Here is an 839-nt window from a genome sequence, read left to right on the forward strand (position 1 = left end):
GTGGGGTTGCCCGCAAATCGTGGACACGTAGTGGAGCTACCTAGTGGTTAGGCAGCTATTTCTTTTTTACTGGTGGTTGAACCGGTGTGGTTTTCGAAGTCGACGGGGCTTGCCATACCGAGTGCGGAGTGCCGACGCCGACGGTTGTAGACGACTTCCATCCAGTAGGCAACGGCCTTGCGTGCAGCATCACGGGTCGCCCATCGCTGCCGGTCATAGAATTCAGTCTTTAGCGTCGACCAGAACGACTCGGCCATCGCGTTATCGAAGCACACGCCAGTACGCCCTACAGACTGGGCAATGCCGAGGTTGCGGCAAACTTCCCAGAGCTTCTCACTGGTGAATTGCCCTCCGCGGTCAGCGTGAAACACCAGCCCATCAGGAACGTCACCACGCAGCGTATGCGCCATCCGCAGGGCCCGTTCGACCAAACTTGTGTCTTGAACGCTATCCATAGCCCAGCCCAGTACCCTGCGGGAATGACCATCGCGGACCGCGCACAAATACAGCCAGCCCTGGCCGGTGCGCAGGTAGGTAATATCCGACATCCACACTCGATTGAGCTCACCAGTATCAAACATGCGCTTGACCAGGTCAGGAAGTGTGGACTTGCGCTTGGCTTGGATTGTAGTCACCGGGACAAAGGCACGCGGTGAAATCCCTTCAATACCCATCATGCGCATCCGTTTAGCCACAGTCTTGCGATTCAAGGTGATCTGGTAGCGCTCGGCAAGCTCTGCGGTGATCCGCGGAGCACCATAAACCTCATCAGAGTCTTTCCAAATCTGATGAATCTTACGGTCAACATCATCGTAAAATGCTGCGCGATCATCTTCGCC

The 839-nt window shown here is 56.0% G+C and carries 1 pseudogene; it reads right to left on the reverse strand.

Annotated elements, in window-relative coordinates:
• Positions 1–92: 92 nt before the first annotated feature.
• Positions 93–839, reverse strand: a pseudogene (locus tag QQS53_RS12475) (IS3 family transposase); the annotation flags it as partial.

The sequence above is a fragment of the Corynebacterium sp. 2571A genome, from assembly GCF_055700935.1.